Here is a 17,525-nt window from a genome sequence, read left to right as displayed (position 1 = left end):
CATACGGTCTATTTCAACTGAACCGATCCCGACACGGTGACCGTGACGGCGGATTTGCCGGCTTCGACCGGCACCGGCGACGACTCGGCGCTCTGCGCGGCGCGCGCCATCATCATCGGCCGCGGCCCCGGCGTGAAGTCGTTCGAATTCACGCTGACTTCCCGCAACGTATAGCCCGCGAAGCCGAAGCTGCGCGCCAACTCCGTGGCCTTGGCCTTGAAGCGTTCGATGGCGATGTGCTGTGCGTCGCCTTCGACCTTGGCGCGTTGCTCGCGGCTGAGCCCGAACGCGACGCTCGCCACCGTCATGCCGGGGATCTTGCCGGCCGCCTGCGTGATGCGCGCGAAGTCGCGGCCTTCCAGCACCAGCTCCACCGTGCCGCGCCAGCCGTCGATCTTGCCGCCGGTGGTGTAGCGCGGGCCGACGTTGAACAGGCCCGTGCGCACGTCCACCTGGCCCGGCTGCGCCGACTTCTTCGCTTCGGTCAGCGCCGCTTCGAGCAGTGACTTGAGCTGGGCTTGCAGGCCGTTTGCGTCCGGCCCGTCGCGCGACGCGGCCAGGCTGATGGTGATGAGGTCCTGTGCCACCTCCACCGTGCCGGTGGTGGACAGGTTCAGGACGTTCTGTGGAGGCTGGGCCTGCGCAGCGGCAAGGCCGGTCCACGCGATCGCCGCAAACGCGATCGCCAGGGTACGCACGAGCTTCATGGGCGGCGGTATTGTTGGTTGAATTGCTGCAGCTGCCGGCGCAGTTCGGCGCGTTCCTGGTCGTTCAGGTGCCGCACCGGCGCGGACGGCTGTGCCTGCGGCAAGACGCGCGGGGCACCCGCCTTGCCATCCACGACCTGCTGCCCGCGGGTCCCCGGCACCGGCGCTGCAGTCGCGACTGCCGCGATTGCGAGGAAGGCGCCAAGGATGAGGCACGGTTTCATGGATGGTCATTTAACGCCTCCAGCGATGCAACGTTCACGCTCATCCGGTGAACCGTTGCGCCGCGCCGCAACATTTGTAACACTGTGTCAGGCCTACTGAAAAACGCCGCACGCCCACCGTTCAGCCCCTCAAAATCGGCTCTGTTACAAATGCCTCTGACTGGAGCAACATGACACAAGCCGCAGCCCGAACCGACAAGATCCTCGTCGTCGACGACGACGCGCGGATCCGCGACCTGCTGCGCCGCTACCTGACGCAGGAAGGCTTCGAAGTGATCCTGGCCGAGGACGGCAAGGCGCTGAACCGCCTGATGCTGCGCGAAACGGCCGACCTGATCGTGCTCGACCTGATGATGCCCGGCGAGGACGGCCTGTCCATCTGCCGCCGCCTGCGCGCGGCCAACGACCGCACCCCCATCATCATGCTCACCGCCAAGGGCGAGGACGTGGACCGCATCGTCGGGCTGGAAGTCGGCGCCGACGATTACCTCGGCAAGCCCTTCAACCCGCGCGAACTGCTGGCCCGCGTGCACGCCGTGCTGCGCCGCCGCCCCGCGCAGGAAGCGCCCGGCGCACCGTCGAGCGACAACGAAGTGGTGGGTTTCGGCCCCTTCCAGTTCGACCTGGGCGCACGCACGCTGCGCAAGAACGGCGAGGAGCTGCCCCTGACCACCGGCGAATTCGCCATGCTCAAGGCGCTGGTTCGCCACCCGCGCCAGCCGCTGTCGCGCGAGAAGCTGGCCCAGCTGGCCCGCGGCCGCGAGTTCGAGCCTTTCGACCGCAGCCTCGACGTGCAGGTGTCGCGCCTGCGCAAGCTGGTCGAGGCCGACCCCGCCTCCCCCCGCTACATCCAGACGGTGTGGGGCGTGGGCTACGTGTTCGTGCCGGACGGGGCATCCTGATCGCAACCCCCGAATGACGAGTCTGCGCTTCGATGACAGAATGAAGCTGTCATCGAGGACAGCATGATCCGAGGGGTTACCACGAGCATCGACGTCACCGGCCCTGCGCCGCTGGAGACCGCGCCAGCGCCCCTGGACATGCGCCCGCGCCTGGGCCTGTCGCTCTTCTGGCGCACCTTCTTCCTGCTGTCGCTGCTGCTCGTCGGCTCCATCGTCGCGTGGCTGCAGACCTTCCGCGCGCTCGAGTTCGAGCCGCGCGCGGTGCAGACGGCCCAGCAGATCGCATCGCTCGTGAACCTGAGCCGCGCCGCGCTCGTGCACTCCGATTCGATCGCACGCGTATCGCTGATCAAGACCCTGGCCGACCAGGAAGGCGTGCGCATCGTGCCGCGCGAGCCTACCGACCGTTACGCCACTTTCATCCCCGGGGAACTCGACGAGCGGGTGATGGAGGAACTGGTGACGCGCCTGGGCCCCGGCACGATCATGGCCTCCAGCGTCAACCGCGAGGTGGGCCTGTGGATCGGCTTCAAGATCGAGCAGGACCAGTACTGGATGCTGCTCGACCGCTCGCGCCTGTCCAGCGTCGGCGGCCGCACCTGGCTGATCTGGCTGATCACCGCCGCCGGCCTGTCGCTCGCCGGTGCGGCGTTGATCGCGAGGCTGATCAACCGCCCGCTCAAGCAGCTGTCCTTCGCCGCCAGCCGCGTGCGCGACGGCGACTTCGACGCCAGCCGTCTCGACGAGAAGGCCGTGACCAGCGAAATCCGCGAGGTCAACATCGGCTTCAACCGCATGGCGCAGCAGCTGGCCAAGATCGAGCAGGACCGTGCGGTGATGCTGGCCGGCATCTCGCACGACCTGCGCACGCCGCTCGCCCGGCTGCGCCTGGAGACGGAGATGAGCGTCGCCGACGCCGACGCCCGCGAGCACATGGCCGCCGACATCGACCAGCTCGACGCCATCATCGACAAGTTCCTCGACTACGCGCGGCCCGACCACGCGGAGCTCAAGCCCGTGCTGCTCAACGACGTGATCGAGGCCTGCCTGTACTCGCTGCAGGACCACGGCGACATCAAGATCAACCTCGACGTGTCCAAGGGACTGTACGTGATGGCCGACGAGGTGGAGCTGGCCCGCGTCATCTCGAACCTGCTCGAGAACGCGCGCCGCTACGGCAAGACGCCGGAGACCGGCATCGCGGTGGTGGACATTGCCGCCAAGCCGCGCAACGAATGGGTGCTGCTGAAGGTGCGCGACCACGGCATGGGCGTGGCGCCCGAGGCGTTGCCCAACCTGGTCAAGCCCTTCTTCCGCGGCGACGCCGCGCGCACCGCCGCCACGGGCGCAGGCCTGGGCCTGGCCATTGTCGACAAGACGGTGCAGCGCATGGGCGGCATCTTCGCGCTGGCCAACACCACGTCCGGTGGGCTGGCCGCCCACATCAAGCTGCAGCGGTCAAAGAACCTGCAGCCGCCGCCGCTGCCGAACGAAGGCGCCCCGCGCAGCGAGCCCGCCCTGCAGGGCTGAGCACCCCGGCTACTTGCCGCCTTGCGGCATCACGCCCTGCTCGAGCAGCACGACGGCGCGCGCCTCGATCGACAGCCCCTCGCCCACCGGGCCCATCTTCTCTGCGGTTTTCGCCTTCACGTTCACCTGCGCGGGCATCAGCATCAGCGCCTGCGCCAGGCGCGCCCGCATGGCGTCGATGTGCGGCGCGAGTTTGGGCGCCTGCGCGATGACGGTGCTGTCGACGTTGACGATCTGCCAGCCTTGCTCGCGCACGCGGCGCGCGGTTTCGGCCATAAGCAGGATGGAGCTGGCGCCCTTGAAGCGTTCGTCGGTGTCGGGGAAGTGCTTGCCGATGTCGCCCAGGCCCGCCGCGCCATAGAGCGCGTCGGTGATTGCATGCGCCAGCACGTCGGCATCGGAGTGGCCGAGCAGGCCCTTGTCGTGCGGGATCTCGACGCCGCCGATGACGAGCTTGCGGCCCGCGACCAGCGCATGCGTGTCCCAGCCCTCGCCGATGCGCAGGAGGCTCAACGCATGCGCCCCTTCAGCACGATCTCCGCCGCCGCGAAGTCCTCGGGGTAGGTCACCTTGAAGTTCTGCGCGCCGCCCTCGACGAGCAGCGGCCGCTTGCCCAGCGACTCGATCGCCGCGGCTTCGTCGGTGACGCCGTTGCCCGCGCGCTCCAGGCCCTGCAGCAGCATGCCGATGCGGAACATCTGCGGCGTCTGCGCGGCCCACTTGTCTTCGCGATCCAGCGTCTCGGCCACCCGGCCGTCCTCGTCGCGCTTGAGCGTGTCGGGCAGCTTGTGGGCGAGCAGGCCGCCCACCTCGTCGCCCTGCACCGCGTCGATCAGCTTGTCGATGAGCTCGGGCGTGACGAGGCAACGCGCCGCGTCGTGCACCAGCACCCAGTCGTTCTCCGTCGCGCCCACGCGGCGCAGCTCGTACAGGCCGTTCTTCACGCTTTGCGCGCGCGTCGCGCCGCCGCAGGGCACGACCAGGGCCGAGGTGGGGTTGCGTTCGAAGAAGCCGTCGCCCGGTGCGACGACCACCATCGCGCGCGCGATGCGCTTGACGGCCGCGAAGGCCGCCAGCGTGTGCCACACCAGCGGCTGGCCCGCGATGCGTTCGTATTGCTTGGGGCCGGACGTGCCGGCCCGGCTGCCCGTTCCCGCGCAGGGCACCAGCGCGTAGAAGCGGGGATTGGGATTGCTGTCACTCGCTGCCATACCGTCCATTCTAGAATTCATTGTCCACCCCACCCTATTCCAGGAGCGGGGTGTTCGTCATTTTTCATCCGGATGGAATTCCCCAAGCTCAGTACAGGCAAGCGCTTCACGCTGCCACGCCCGCCGGGGTCCGCCGACGCCATGATGCTCGCGCGGCTGGCTCAGCGCGAGCAAGGATCGCGCCGCCTGACCACGATCGTTGCCGCCAGCGCGACAGATGCGCAGCGCCTCGTCGCCGAGATGCCGTTCTTCGCGCCCGACCTGCGCGTGGCCCTGTTCCCCGACTGGGAAACGCTGCCGTACGACACCTTTTCGCCGCACCAGGACCTGATCAGCGAACGTCTGGCTACCTTGTGGCGCATCTCGCAGGCCGAAGTCGACGTCGTGATCGTCCCCGCTACCACCGCGCTGTACCGCGTGGCACCGCCCAGCTTCCTGGCCGGCTACACCTTCCAGTTCGCCGTGAAACAGAAGCTGCAGGAGGCGCGGCTGCGCGCGCAGCTCACCCTGGCGGGCTACAACCACGTCACGCAGGTCGTGAGCCCCGGCGAGTACGCCGTGCGCGGCGGCCTCATCGACCTGTTCCCCATGGGCTCGACGGTGCCCTACCGCGTCGACCTCTTCGACGACGAGATCGATTCGATCCGCACCTTCGACCCGGACTCGCAGCGCAGCCTGTACCCCGTGCCCGAGGTGCGCCTGCTGCCCGGCCGCGAGTTCCCCATGGACGACGATGCGCGCGCGCTCTTCCGCCGCCGCTGGCGCGAGTTGCTCGAGGGCGACCCGACCAAGAGCCGCATGTACAAGGACATCGGCAACGGCGTCGCGACGTCCGGCATCGAGTACTACCTGCCGCTCTTCTTCGACGAAACCGCGACGTTCTTCGACTACATCGGCGCGGAATCCACGCTCGTGCTGCACGGCGACCTCGAGCCGGCGTTCCAGCGCTTCTGGCAGGACACGCGCGAGCGCTTCCGGCTCGCACAGGGCGACCCCGAGCGGCCCGTGCTGCCGCCCGAGGCGCTGTTCCTCACCAGCGAGCAGTTCTATTCGAAGGCCAACGAGCATGCGCAGCTGGCGCTGAGGGCGACGGCCGACGAGCAGCAGCCGTACACCGAGTTCAGCGCACTGCCCGACATCGCCGTGGTGCGCGGCGCCGACGACCCGCTGGCGCGCTTCAAGGAGCACCTGCGCAACACGCAGCACCGCGCGCTGGTGCTGGCCGAGAGCGACGGGCGGCGCGAGAGCCTGCTCGACTTCCTGCGGGCCAGCCACGTCGCCCCGCCGGCGTTCGAGTCGCTGGAGGAATTCCAGAAGAGCGACGAGAAGATCGGCATCGCCACGTCCGAGCTGGCCGTCGGCTTCGCCTGGCTGGAAGAAGGCATCGACCTCGTCACGGAGACGGAGCTCTTCGCCGCCGCGCCCAGCGCGCGCCGCCGCCGCAAGCAGGAGCAGGTCAGCGACGTCGAAGCCCTGATCAAGGACCTGTCGGAGCTGAACATCGGCGACCCGGTGGTCCACGCGCAGCACGGCATCGGCCGCTACAAGGGCCTGGTCAACATGGACCTGGGCCAGGGCAGCACGGAATTCCTGCACCTCGAATACGCGGACAAGGCCGCGCTGTATGTCCCGGTCAGCCAGTTGCACCTGATCAGCCGCTACACGGGCGTGTCGGCCGACGAGGCGCCGCTGCACAAGCTCGGCTCGGGCCAATGGGAAAAGGCCAAGCGCAAGGCCGCGGAGCAGGTGCGCGACACCGCAGCGGAGCTGCTGAACATCTACGCCCGTCGCGCCGCGCGCGAAGGCCATGCCTTCCGCTTCTCGGCGCAGGACTACGAGGCCTTCGCCAACGACTTCGGTTTCGAGGAGACGCCAGACCAGAACGCCGCCATCCACGCCGTCATCCACGACATGATCTCGCCGCAGCCCATGGACCGCCTCGTGTGCGGCGACGTGGGCTTCGGCAAGACGGAGGTCGCGCTGCGCGCCGCGTTCATTGCGGTAACCGGCGGCAAGCAGGTGGCCTTCCTCGCCCCGACCACGCTCCTGGCCGAGCAGCACTTCCAGACGCTGGTCGACCGCTTCTCGAAGTGGCCGGTCAAGATCGCCGAGGTGTCGCGCTTCCGCTCGACGAAGGAAGTGAACGCCACGCTCAAGGGCCTGGCCGACGGCAGCGTCGACATCGTCGTCGGCACGCACAAGCTGCTCTCCGAAGCCACCAAGTTCAAGAACCTGGGCCTGCTCATCATCGACGAGGAGCACCGCTTCGGCGTGCGCCACAAGGAGGCGATGAAGGCCATGCGCGCCGAAGTGGACGTGCTCACGCTCACGGCCACGCCCATCCCGCGCACGCTGGGCATGGCGCTGGAAGGCCTGCGCGACCTGTCGGTGATCGCCACCGCGCCGCAGCGCCGCCTGGCGATCAAGACCTTCGTTCGCAACGAGAGCAACGGCGTCGTGCGCGAAGCCGTGCTGCGCGAGCTCAAGCGCGGCGGGCAGGTGTACTTCCTGCACAACGAGGTCGAGACCATCCAGAACCGCCGCGAGCGGCTGGAGCAATTGCTGCCCGAGGCGCGCATCGCCGTCGCCCACGGCCAGATGCCCGAGCGCGAGCTCGAGCGCGTCATGCGCGACTTCGTGGCGCAGCGCTTCAACGTGCTGCTGTGCTCCACCATCATCGAGACCGGCATCGACGTGCCGACGGCCAATACCATCGTCATCAGCCGCGCCGACAAGTTCGGCCTGGCGCAATTGCACCAGCTGCGCGGGCGCGTCGGCCGCAGCCACCACCAGGCCTATGCCTACCTGATGGTCCCGGACAAGGAAAGCCTGACCAAGCAGGCCGAGCAGCGCCTCGATGCGATCCAGCAGATGGAGGAACTCGGCTCCGGCTTCTACCTGGCGATGCACGACCTGGAGATCCGCGGCGCCGGCGAGGTGCTGGGCGAGAGCCAGAGCGGCAACATGCTGGAAGTGGGCTTCCAGCTGTACAACGAGATGCTGGCGGAGGCCGTGAAGTCGCTGAAGGCCGGCAAGGAGCCGGACCTGCTCGCGCCGCTGGCCGTCACGACCGAGATCAACCTGCATGCCCCCGCGCTGCTGCCGGACGACTACTGCGGCGACGTGCACCTGCGCCTGTCGTTCTACAAGCGCCTGGCCACCGCCAAGACCACGGACCAGATCGACGCGCTGCTCGAGGAGATCGTCGACCGCTTCGGCAAGCTGCCGCCGCAGGCCCAGACGCTGATCGACGTGCACCGCCTGCGCGTGATGGCGCGGCCCTACGGCGTCGTGAAGGTCGACGCCGCGCCGGGCGTGATCAACATCACGTTCAAGGCCAACGCGCCCATCGACCCGATGCGCATCATCGAGCTGGTGCAGAAGCACAAGCACTTCAAGTTCGCGGGCAACCAGAAGCTGCGCATCGAGCGCTCCTTCGTCGACGTGAAGGACCGCGCGCAGATGGTGCGCGACGTGCTGCGCTCGCTCGGGACGCCCAAGGTGGCCGAAACCGCATGACACAATCGAAGCCATGAGCGACTTCCGAGAACTCTCTCCCGGCCTCGCGGTGCGCGGCGTCAACCCGCCGCTGAAGCTGGCCGACTTCAAATTGATCGCGTTCGACATGGACTCGACGCTGATCAACATCGAGTGCGTCGACGAGATCGGCGCCGCCGTCGGCAAGAAGGAAGAGATCGCCGCGATCACCGAGGCCGCCATGCGCGGCGAAATCGCCGACTACAAGGAAAGCCTGCGCCGCCGCGTGAAGCTCCTGCGCGGCGTGACGGTGGCCGACCTGGAGCAGGTCTACACCGAGCGGCTGCAGCTCAACCCCGGCGCGAAGGAGCTGGTCGCCGCGTGCAAGGCAGTGGGAATGAAGACGCTGCTGGTCTCCGGCGGCTTCACGTTCTTCACCGACCGCGTGCGCGACACGCTGGGCATCGACTACACGCGCTCGAACGTGCTGGAGGTCCAATCCGGCCCCAACTGCGGCCAGCTCACCGGCCGCATGGTCGACCAGGACTGGGGCGACATCTGCGACGGCGCCGAAAAGCGCAAGATGTTCCTCGAAACCTGCGCGAAGCTGGGCATCTCGCCGAAGCAGGCGATCGCGATGGGAGATGGCGCGAACGACTTGCCGATGATGGGCGAAGCGGGGCTGTCGGTGGCCTATCACGCCAAGCCGAAGGTGCGCGAGCAGGCGATGGTGCAGATCAACTCGGGCGGGCTGGACCGCCTGCTCGAACTCTTCGCCTGATCAGGACGGCAGGCTCACGCGGAAGGTCGTGCCCTTCCCGAGCTCGCTCTCCACGTCGATCACGCCGCCGTGCATTTCCACGGCGTTCTTGACGATCGCCAGCCCCAGCCCCGTGCCCTGGATCGCACCGACGTTGCTCGCGCGGTGGAAGGATTCGAACAGGTGCCCGATCTCGTCGGCCGGGATGCCGATGCCCTGGTCGGCCACTTCGAAGACGGTGTGCGAGTTTTCGCGCCGCACCTGGAAGCGCACCTCGCCACCGTGCGGCGAATACTTCAGGGCGTTGGACAGCAGGTTGCTGAAGATGTGGCGCAGCAGCTTCTCGTCATAGGCGCCCTCGTCCACGTCCTCGGCGATCTCCACCTTCACGTCGTTGCCGTCGTGCGGCTGCTGCGCGCGCGCCTCGTCGACGAACTGCTTGACCAAAGGCGCCAGCTGGATGCGCTGCGGCTGGAAGTCGAGCATGCCCGCATCGGCCTTCCCGAGCAGCAGCACGCGGTCCATCATGCGCGACATGCGCTGCACGCCCGACGAGATGCTGTCGAGGATCTCGTCGCGCTCGGCCCGCGGCAGCCGGTCGCCGTAGTGCCGCAGCAGCTCCTCGGCCGACATGATGGCGGCCAGCGGCGTGCGGAATTCGTGGCTGGTCATCGCGACGAAGCGGCTGCGCAGCTCGTTCAGGGCCTTCTGCTGCTCCAGCGCCTCGCGGATCTCGATCTCGGACTTCTTGCGCCCCGTGATGTCCAGGAAGGTCCAGATGACGCCCGAGTCGGGGTCGTTCGGCCGGATGCAGCTGCCGCCCATCTCCACCCAGAACAGCTCGCCGTTGCGGCGCTTCACCTGGCGTTCGCTGGTGTAGGAGCCGGTGGCGATGAGCGCCGCGCGCGCCTCCTCGCCGAAACGCTCCCACGCTTCCATGTCGGGATGGATGTAGCTCGAATCCTGGCCGATCAGCACCTGGCGCGGGTAACCGAGCATCTGCGCGAACTTCTCGTTGACCCATTCGTGGCGGCGGTTCACCGACAGCACGATGCCCACCAGCGCGTTGTTCAGGATGGCCTCGCGCTCCTGGCCGGTCTTCTGCAGCTGCGCCTGCAGTTCCTTGCGCTCCGTGATGTCCATCAGGACCCACACGGTGCCCTTGGAGAGGTCGTCCTTGTTCACCGCCTTGCCCGACAGCGACACCCAGATCGGCACGCCGTCGGCGCGGCGCATCTGCACCTCGCTCTCGAACACTTGCCCTTTCGCGACCGCCGCCGCCACGCCGCCGCCCACCTGCAGGTATTGCTCGCGCGACATGTAGAACGGCTCCATCGACAGCCCCGGCCGCGCGTGGATGCCGAAGAGGTCCATCACCGGCTTGTTGGCCCAGCGCAGGCGCCCGTCGGGCGTGAGGAAGGCGATGCCCACGATGGAGTTCTGCAGGATGATCTCGCGCTCCTCCAGCACCATGCGCAGGTGGTTCTGCGACTGGCTCAGGGCCTCGACCATCGCGTGCTCGGCCGCGATGCGGGCCTGCGCCGCCTCCTTGAAGCGGCGCGCGACGTTGATGCGGTCGCCCAGCGCGAACGACAGCAGCACCATCTCGGCCGCCGATCCCAGCAGCAGCGCGTTGGAGGTGATCGCGTTGGACGGCAGGAAACCGGTGTTGTGCAGCGCCAGCGTCACCACGCCGACCAGCAGCATCACCCACGCCGTGAAGAAGTACTTGGCGCCGGCGAACTCGCGCTTGACCGTGACGATGCCGATCACCACCATGGTCAGTACGCTCACGACCGCCAGCACCGTGACCATGTACGTCGACACGATGTACGGCAGCGTGACCGCCGCGACGATCGACAGGAACCACCCGGCCAGCTGCACCAGCAGGAAGCGGTCGATCTTCGGCATGCGCTGCGCGCTGGCGAGGAAGCTGCGCGCGAACAGGATGCCGAACACCGCGGCCGACGCCAGGCCCACGGGCGGCGAGACGGTGTTCCACCACGTCCACGCCGGCCACAGGAACTGCGCGCCCAGCCCGGTGAGCGACGCCAGGCCGATGCCCAGCGAGAACGCGAAGGCGCAGTACGCCGCGTAGGCCGCCTCGCGCACCGACATGAACAGCAGCAGGTTGTAGAGGAACAGGCCGATCAGCAGGCCGAAGTACAGGCTCAGCGCCGAGTACGTGGCCAGGTCGTGCTGCCACAGCGCCGAGGGCTGCCACAGCGTCGCGGGCGCGGCCACCGTGCCTTCGGACTGGACGCGCAGGTACAGCACGTTGTCCTGCCCGGCCTTCAGGTGCACGGGCAACACGTGGTTGCGGTGCGGGATCACGCGGTCGCCGAAGGGGTAGGCATCGCCGCCGACCTGCTTGTCCCAGCCGTACGCGCCGGGCGCATACAGCTCGAGCTTGTCCAGCGGCGGGTACGCGACCTCCAGCAGCCAGTCCTCGCGCGCCTTGGGCGGCAGGCGCAGCGTCACCTTCAGCCAGATGGCCGACGACGTCAGGCCGAAGTTCGCGCCCGGGCCGTCGCGGGGCACGGCCTTGAACATCTGCTGCACACCGGGCTTCGTGATGTCGTCGATGCCCAGCTTGCCTTCCTTGTCCTCCAGCTCGACGAAGGACTTCGACAGCACGTAGCTGTCGCCGCCGTTCACCGCCACCACGCCCGGCGCGCCCTGCGCGAGCACGCCTGCGGCCCATGCGAGCGAGACGACGAACGCAGCCAGCCTCCTCATGCAGCCTCCACCCGCTGGCGGCCCGCTTCCACCGTGAAAGTGGCCAGTGTGTCCACGCGCGTGTCGCGCTTGGTCACGTCGTCTACGACGCGCAGCGTCGTGGTCAGGCGCGACGGCGTGAACTCCACCACACCGTAGCCCTTGCGCTCGGCGTCCGCAAAGACGAAATGCGGGTTCTCGGCGAGCACCGGCGCGATCTGCGCGTTGCCGCCCGAGCGCGACGTGATGCTGGTGCCGCAGAACTCCACGCCGATCGGGGCGCTGTCGGGGCGCTGGTAGTCGGCCTTCAGGTGCCCGACCCAGTTCTCGTGCACGTCGCCGCCCAGCAGCACGGGGTTGGCCACACGGTTCTTCAACAGGCTTTCGGTGAAGCGGCGGCGCGCCGCCGGGTAGCCGTCCCATCCGTCGTTCCACAGCGAGCGCCCCGGGCCCGGCTGGAAGTCGCGCTGGCCGAACAGGGTTTGCTGCCCCACGACCGTCCACGTGGCGCCGCCTTGCGCCAACACGCCGTCGAGCCATTGCTCCTGCGCGGCGCCCAGGAGGCTGCGTTTGGGGTCCTCCCAGCTCGCGCACGCCTGCGGGTCGACGCTGGCCGATCCGCGCTTGCCACCCGGGTTGCAGGCCTGCGCGTCGCGGTACTGGCGGCTGTCCAGCATGACGATGCCCGCGAGCTTGCCGAAGCGGTGCTGCGCGTAGACGCGCTTTTCGGAGAGCGCCGCCGCGCGCACGGGCATGTGTTCGTAGAAGGCCTGGTAGGCCGCCGCGCGCCGCGCCGCGAAGTCGGGCACGCGCGGCCCGGAATCGCCGGGCACGAGCCCGGCGTAGTCGTTCTGAACCTCGTGGTCGTCCCAGGTGGCGAACCAGGGGCAGGCCGCGTGCATGGCCTGCAGGTCCTGCTCGCTGCGGTACAGCGCGTAGCGCGCGCGGTAGTCGTCCAGCGCCAGCGTCCACCAGCCGGTGGGGATGCGCACGGGCGAGGCCGCCAGCGGGTACTCGTAGATGTAGTCGCCCAGGAACAGCACCGCATCGAGGTTCTCGCGCAGCATGTGGCGCCAGGCGCTGAAGTAGCCGTGCTCCCAGCGCTGGCACGACGCGTACGCGAGCCGCAGCCGCGCGGGAGCCGCATCCGGCGCCGGCAGCGTGCGCGTGCGCCCCACCGTGCTCAGCGCGTCGCCGGCCATGAAGCGGTAGAAGTACCAGCGGTCCGGCTCGAGGCCGGCCACTTCGGCATGCACGGAATGCGCGAGTTCGGGCACGGCTTGTTGCTCGCCACGCTGCGCGATGCGGGCGAAGGCTTCGTCGTGCGCGACTTCCCACCGCACCGCGACCGGCCCGCGCGGCAGGTCGCCGGCCAGGCGCGTCCAGAGCACGACGGAATCGTGCGTGGGCGAGCCGCTGGCCACGCCCATCTCGAACGGGTTGGCGCGCAGGCGGGGCTGCGACCACGCGGCGCGCGGCGCCCATCCCGCGCTGGCCGTGGCGAGCGCGAGTTTCAGCCAGTCGCGGCGGTCGAATCCCCTGCTGAGCATGCGCGGCCCACTATAGCAACTGGCGTGCGGCATCCGCCTCCGTGCGCAGCCACTGTGCGAAGGCGTGCGCATCGGGGTTGCGCCGGCCCGACTCGCCCAGCATCACGTAGTACCCGCGCTGCGACGCCGCGCCGCCGCCGAAGGGCGAAACCAGCCGCTTGTCGCGGACCATTTCGGCCATGAGCGGCAGGCGGCCGATCACCACGCCCTGCCCCGCCACGGCGGCTGCCACGGCCTCGGTGTAGCGGGTGAAGCGCACCGTGTTCTTCATGTGGACCTCGGCCAGGCCCATCACGCGCAGCCACGGCTCCCAGTCCACGGTCATGGAGCCGCCCTGCGGCGTGTCGATGGTCAGCAGCGTGTGGTTGGCCAGGTCGGCCGGCTTCTTCAGGGGGTTGCGCTTGTCGGCCACGAGCTTCGGCGAGCACAGGGGGACCACCTGCTCCTCGAAGAGCGGCGCGCCCTCGCCCTCGCCCTTGGGGATGAAGCGCACGGCCAGGTCGACCTGGTGGCGCTCCAGGTCGACGAGCTCCAGCGTGGCGGAGATGCGCACGTCCACCTCCGGGTGGTCCGCGGTGAAGCGCGTCAGGCGCGGGATCAGCCACAGCGAGGCGAAACCCGGGGTGCACGTGATGGCGACGTGGCGCATCTGCGAGGTGGCGCGCACGCGCGTCGTCGCATCGCGCAGGCGCTCCAGGCAGTCGGTGACCGCGCGCTGCATGATGCGGCCCGCCTCGGTCAGCTCCAGCGAGCGGTGCTTGCGCTCGAACAGGGCCACGCCCAGGTTCGCCTCGATCTGCTGGATCTGGCGGCTGACGGCCGATTGCGTGAGGAACAGCTCCCCCGCGGCGACGGTGAAGCTCAGGTGGCGAGCCGCGGCCTCGAAGGTGGGCAGCAGGTCCAGCGGCGGCAGGGCCTGGCGCGGGACGGCGGGCGGCGGGGGTTTCGCATTCGTCTTGAGCATGCGAGAGATTCCAAATGATCGTTTGTACCGGGGAGACGCGGCCAATATAGTGATTCCAACCGCGAATGCCACCGGAGAAACACCATGACCACCGCCGTCCCCTTCGAGAGCACCACCCTCACCCTCGCCGCGCGCCAGGTGCACGCCATCGACGACCCCTCGCGGCTGCGCATCGCCTGCCGTGAAGGCACCCTGTGGATCACGCTCGACAACGACGAGCGCGACTGGGTCGTGGAAGCGGGCGAGACCTTCGAGACGCCGCGTCAGGCGCGCGCGCTGCTGTACGCGCTGGGTCCCACGCGCGTGGACCTCGTCGCGCTCCAGAGCAGGAACGAGACGATCGCCACGTTCAACAGGTTCCAGCCGATGCCGTTGATGAAGGCGGCGCGGTAGGAGCCCGTCCAGTCGAACACGGCGCCGGACATCCAGCCGCCCAGCGCCATGCCGAACAGCGACGCCATCAGCACGGTGCCCACGCGCCAGCCGGCCTGCGCGGCCGGGAAGTGCTGGCGCACGATCAGCGCATAGGACGGCACGATCCCGCCCTGGAACAGGCCGAACAGGCCCGAGACGACGTACAGCGACACCAGCCCGTCGTAAGGCAGGAAGAGCAACAGCGCGATGCCCTGCAGGATGGAGCCGAGCAGCAGCGTGCGCAGCCCCCCGATGCGGTCGGAGATCCACCCCGAGACGAGCCGGCTCACCACGCCCAGCGCCAGCATCAGCGACAGCATCTCCGCGCCGCGCGCGGCGCCGAAGCCCAGGTCGCTGCAATAGGCCACGATGTGCACCTGCGGCATCGACATCGCCACGCAGCAGGCGACGGCGGCCACGCACAGCAGGAACTGCACCAGGCCCGCGCTCAGGCCCATGGGCCGCACTGGACCCGCGCTGGTGGAGCCCATCGCCGCCGCGACCTCCTCCTTCTGCGGCGGGGGCCTGCGCCGCAAGGCCAACGCCAGCGGCAGCATCGCCAACACGCTGAAGATGCCGATGCCCACGAAGGTGGCGCGCCAGCCGTAGGCATCGCTGAAGTAGCGCACGACCGGGGGCCACACCGCGCCGGCGACGTAGTTGCCGCTCATGCAGATCGCCAGCGCGATGCCGCGGCGGCGGTCGAACCACTTGGACGTGTCGGCCGCCAGCGGCGCGAAGGTCGCCGACGTGCCGAGCAGCCCGATCAGCACGCCGTGCACGATGTCGAAGAGGACCAGGTTGGGCGCGACGCCCGCGGCGACGAAACCCAGCCCGATGCCCATGCTGCCCACCACCACCGGGACCATCACGCCGAAGCGGTCGGCGAGCTTGCCCATGGCGATGCCGCCGATGCCGAAGCCGATCATGGTCAGCGTGTAGGGGAAGGATGCGGCGCCGCGGTCCACCGCGAAGTCCTGCTGGATGCGCGGCAGCACCACCGAGATCGAATACATGCCGGCGCCGCCGATCGTCATCAGCGTGAGCGACACCATGAGCCGCAGCCACGCGTAGCGCGATTCGATGTCCTGGGTCGTGGCGTGGGGAGCGCTCATCCGTGCCCTATTGGACAACAAACGCGCGCTACGTGCTTTCCACACGGCCCACGGGTGTTCTTCGGACTAACGTTGCACCACGCAGTTGGAAAGACCACAGGAGACATCATGACGCGAGCCCTTCTTGCGCGCGCGGCCACGGCCGGCGTGTTGGCCCTCCTCGCCCATGCGGCACAGGCAGCGACGATCGTCGTGGGACAGGTCGGCCCCATGTCCGGCATGGAAGCCACGCAAGGCCGCGCGTATGCCACCGGCATGGAGCTCCTGTTCAACAGCGTGAACAAGGCGGGCGGCGTCAACGGCCACACCTTCACGCTCGTGCGCAAGGACGACGGCGGCCGGCCCGAGGACACGGTGTCCATGACCAGGGAACTGCTGGCGCAGAACAAGCCGCTGGTGCTGGCCGGCTACTTCGGCAACAAGAACATCGCGGATCTCGTCGCCTCGGGCCTGCTCGAGAAGGAAAAGATCCCGCTCGTGGGCTACCGCTCGTGGGAGATCCGCGGCGAGACGCCCCTGCTGTACAACGTGCGCGCCGGCCTGCGCGAGGAATTGAACAAGCTCACCGAGCACCTGGCCACCATCGGCATCACCAAGCTCGGCCTGCTGTACGAAGCGGGCCCGGGCGCCGCCAGCCTGCTGGCGGCCGCGGAACAATCGGCCAAGCAGGCCAAGGCGCAGATCGGCTCGCATGCCACCTACGACCCCGGCACGACCAAGGTGAACGCCGCCGTCGACCAGCTGGTCAAGGCGCAACCGCAGGCGATCCTGGTCGTGGCCAGCGGCGCGGCCGCGGCGGCCTTCATCGAGCAATACCGCGCCTCGGGCGGCGTCGCGCAGATCTTCACGCACTCGGGCGCCGACGTGGAGCAGATGGCCAAGCGCCTGGGCGAGGAGCAGCTGCAGGGCGTCGCCATCGCGCAGGTCACGCCCAGCCCGTACAAGATCTCCAGCCGCATCGCGAAGGAGCTCAACGACATCGCCGCCGCTTCGGGCAAGCTGGAAGTGCCCCTGAGCTACGCGATGATGGAAGGCTTCATCACCGCGAAGGTGATCGTCGAGGCCGTGCGCCGCCAGCGCGCGCCCAGCCGCGAAGGCATGGTCGCCGCGCTCGACTCCATCGACCGCCTCGACCTGGGCGGCTACATGGTCGGCTTCAAGCCGGGCCAGCGCACGGGCTCGAAGTTCGTCGAGCTCTCGATCGTGAACAACACCGGGAAGATCCGGCAGTAAGCCGTCGGACGCTGACTACACACCGCGGCGCGCGGCTCCGACGGTCGGGCTGCAAGGCCCGGCTTAAGGTGATCCGATGGACCAAGCCGCGCCCCGCCACTTCTCGATGCTGCGAGGCTTCCACCTCGCGGACTTCTTCACCCTGGGCAATGCCGCGTGCGGCGTCGGCGGCGTGATGCTGGCCATGCTGTACATGGCCAGCGGCGATGCGGCGCACTTCTTCGCGGCCGCCGCGCTCGCGCCCGCCGCATTCATCTTCGACGTGCTCGATGGCCGCGTCGCCCGGGCGCGCCACCAGCACTCGGCGCTGGGCCGCGAACTCGACTCACTGTCCGACGTGATCTCCTTCGGCGTGGCGCCGGCGGCGCTGGGCTTCGCGGCCGGGATGCAGGGCGGCTGGGACGCCGCTGCGCTCATCTACTTCGTGTGCTGCGGCGTGAGCCGGCTGGCGCGCTTCAACGTCACCGCCGAACAGCTGGCCGACACCGCCGGCAAGGTGAAGTACTTCGAAGGCACGCCGATCCCGACGAGCGTGGTGCTGACCGGCGTGATCGCACTGGCGCACTGGCGCGGCCACACGGGCGAGGCGCTGTGGGGCGGCAGCTTCATGCTGGGCCCGTGGGAACTGCACCTGCTGGCGCTGCTGTACGTCCTGTCCGGCAGCCTGATGATCAGCAAGACCCTGCGTATTCCGAAGTTCTAATCCGGTCCTGTTCAGGC

General features: G+C 68.8%; 14 protein-coding genes and 1 pseudogene. 7 read left to right on the top strand and 8 right to left on the bottom strand.

Translation table 11 applies throughout. The features are described from left to right. Positions 1 to 8: 8 nt before the first annotated feature. Both WG903_RS11720 and WG903_RS11715 read right to left on the bottom strand, forming a co-directional pair. Positions 9 to 707, bottom strand: coding sequence for an SIMPL domain-containing protein (locus WG903_RS11720; protein ID WP_340075486.1), 699 nt, complete (start codon positions 705 to 707; stop codon positions 9 to 11). Then, entirely contained in the window at positions 704 to 931 is a 228-nt protein-coding gene (locus tag WG903_RS11715) for a hypothetical protein (RefSeq protein ID WP_340075484.1), read from the bottom strand. Before WG903_RS11715 ends, WG903_RS11720 begins: the two co-directional genes overlap by 4 nt. A gap of 170 nt (positions 932 to 1,101) precedes the next feature. Here WG903_RS11715 and ompR point away from each other — a divergent pair, with 170 nt between their 5' ends. Continuing rightward, positions 1,102 to 1,833: an osmolarity response regulator transcription factor OmpR gene (gene ompR / locus WG903_RS11710; protein WP_340075482.1), complete on the top strand. Its 732-nt coding sequence runs from the start codon at positions 1,102 to 1,104 to the stop codon at positions 1,831 to 1,833. A 63-nt stretch (positions 1,834 to 1,896) separates the two neighbouring features. Continuing rightward, on the top strand, positions 1,897 to 3,363 hold the full coding sequence (locus WG903_RS11705; RefSeq protein WP_340075480.1) for a sensor histidine kinase: 1,467 nt from the start codon (positions 1,897 to 1,899) through the stop codon (positions 3,361 to 3,363). A 9-nt stretch (positions 3,364 to 3,372) separates the two neighbouring features. Here the strand turns inward: WG903_RS11705 and ispF are convergent, their stop codons facing one another. Both ispF and ispD read right to left on the bottom strand, forming a co-directional pair. After that, positions 3,373 to 3,867 carry a 2-C-methyl-D-erythritol 2,4-cyclodiphosphate synthase gene (gene ispF, locus WG903_RS11700; RefSeq protein ID WP_340078230.1) on the bottom strand — a complete coding sequence of 165 codons (495 nt, stop codon included), beginning with the start codon at positions 3,865 to 3,867 and terminating at the stop codon, positions 3,373 to 3,375. A gap of 5 nt (positions 3,868 to 3,872) precedes the next feature. Beyond that, positions 3,873 to 4,574, bottom strand: a complete 702-nt coding sequence (gene ispD / locus WG903_RS11695; protein ID WP_445263594.1) for a 2-C-methyl-D-erythritol 4-phosphate cytidylyltransferase — start codon at positions 4,572 to 4,574, stop codon at positions 3,873 to 3,875. A 72-nt stretch (positions 4,575 to 4,646) separates the two neighbouring features. Here ispD and mfd point away from each other — a divergent pair, with 72 nt between their 5' ends. Together mfd and serB are read left to right on the top strand one after the other, a co-directional pair. Next, positions 4,647 to 8,093, top strand: coding sequence for a transcription-repair coupling factor (mfd, locus tag WG903_RS11690; RefSeq protein ID WP_340075475.1), 3,447 nt, complete (start codon positions 4,647 to 4,649; stop codon positions 8,091 to 8,093). Between the two features lie 13 nt (positions 8,094 to 8,106). Then, positions 8,107 to 8,832: a phosphoserine phosphatase SerB gene (gene serB / locus WG903_RS11685; RefSeq protein ID WP_340075473.1), complete on the top strand. Its 726-nt coding sequence runs from the start codon at positions 8,107 to 8,109 to the stop codon at positions 8,830 to 8,832. On the opposite strand, the gene WG903_RS11680 is transcribed toward serB, so the two are convergent. The 3 genes from WG903_RS11680 to WG903_RS11670 are packed head-to-tail and all read right to left on the bottom strand — an operon-like array spanning position 8,833 to position 14,043. After that, positions 8,833 to 11,550, bottom strand: a complete 2,718-nt coding sequence (locus WG903_RS11680; protein ID WP_340075471.1) for a 7TM diverse intracellular signaling domain-containing protein — start codon at positions 11,548 to 11,550, stop codon at positions 8,833 to 8,835. It abuts the gene before it with no gap. Next, positions 11,547 to 13,079, bottom strand: a complete 1,533-nt coding sequence (locus tag WG903_RS11675) for an alkaline phosphatase D family protein (protein WP_340075469.1) — start codon at positions 13,077 to 13,079, stop codon at positions 11,547 to 11,549. Before WG903_RS11675 ends, WG903_RS11680 begins: the two co-directional genes overlap by 4 nt. 10 nt (positions 13,080 to 13,089) lie before the next feature. Next, on the bottom strand, positions 13,090 to 14,043 hold the full coding sequence (locus tag WG903_RS11670; protein ID WP_340075467.1) for a LysR substrate-binding domain-containing protein: 954 nt from the start codon (positions 14,041 to 14,043) through the stop codon (positions 13,090 to 13,092). A gap of 84 nt (positions 14,044 to 14,127) precedes the next feature. Here WG903_RS11670 and WG903_RS11665 point away from each other — a divergent pair. After that, positions 14,128 to 14,274: pseudogene (locus WG903_RS11665) on the top strand (DUF2917 domain-containing protein); the annotation flags it as partial. A 32-nt stretch (positions 14,275 to 14,306) separates the two neighbouring features. Here WG903_RS11665 and WG903_RS11660 read toward each other — a convergent pair. Beyond that, positions 14,307 to 15,572 (bottom strand): MFS transporter, encoded by a 1,266-nt coding sequence (locus tag WG903_RS11660; RefSeq protein ID WP_340075465.1) that lies wholly within the window; start codon positions 15,570 to 15,572, stop codon positions 14,307 to 14,309. Positions 15,573 to 15,680: 108 nt separating this feature from the next. On the opposite strand from WG903_RS11660, the gene WG903_RS11655 reads away from it, so the two are divergent. Next, positions 15,681 to 16,805 carry an ABC transporter substrate-binding protein gene (locus WG903_RS11655; protein WP_340075463.1) on the top strand — a complete coding sequence of 375 codons (1,125 nt, stop codon included), beginning with the start codon at positions 15,681 to 15,683 and terminating at the stop codon, positions 16,803 to 16,805. A gap of 76 nt (positions 16,806 to 16,881) precedes the next feature. Further along, positions 16,882 to 17,508 carry a CDP-alcohol phosphatidyltransferase family protein gene (locus tag WG903_RS11650; RefSeq protein WP_340075461.1) on the top strand — a complete coding sequence of 209 codons (627 nt, stop codon included), beginning with the start codon at positions 16,882 to 16,884 and terminating at the stop codon, positions 17,506 to 17,508. Positions 17,509 to 17,525 lie beyond the last annotated feature (17 nt).

It is taken from the genome of Ramlibacter sp. PS4R-6 (assembly GCF_037572775.1).
In the GTDB taxonomy this organism is placed as follows: Bacteria; Pseudomonadota; Gammaproteobacteria; order Burkholderiales; family Burkholderiaceae_C; genus Ramlibacter.
Note: the sequence above shows the minus strand (reverse complement) of the source record. Positions and strands in the feature narration are given on the sequence as shown.